1 rRNA gene is annotated in these 255 nt (G+C 40.8%); it reads right to left on the minus strand.

Annotated elements, in window-relative coordinates:
• Positions 1 to 173: 173 nt before the first annotated feature.
• Positions 174 to 255, minus strand: a 16S ribosomal RNA gene (locus KW850_RS32970); the annotation flags it as partial.

Genomic DNA, 255 nt, shown 5'->3' on the forward strand with positions numbered 1-255 from the left:
GAAAAACTAAAATGGCGATTACTCGATGTTTACTTTGCTTCTTCATTACGATTATCTAGTTTTCAAAGAACGATTAAAAAAAGCTTTGAGAGAATTGCTCCCTCAAAACTAAACAAACAAAAATCGTAGCACAAACCATTTTGTCTGGCTCATATGTCCAGCTTTATCCTTAGAAAGGAGGTGATCCAGCCGCACCTTCCGATACGGCTACCTTGTTACGACTTCACCCCAATCATCTGTCCCACCTTAGGCGGC

The sequence above is a fragment of the Bacillus sp. sid0103 genome, assembly GCF_019219025.1.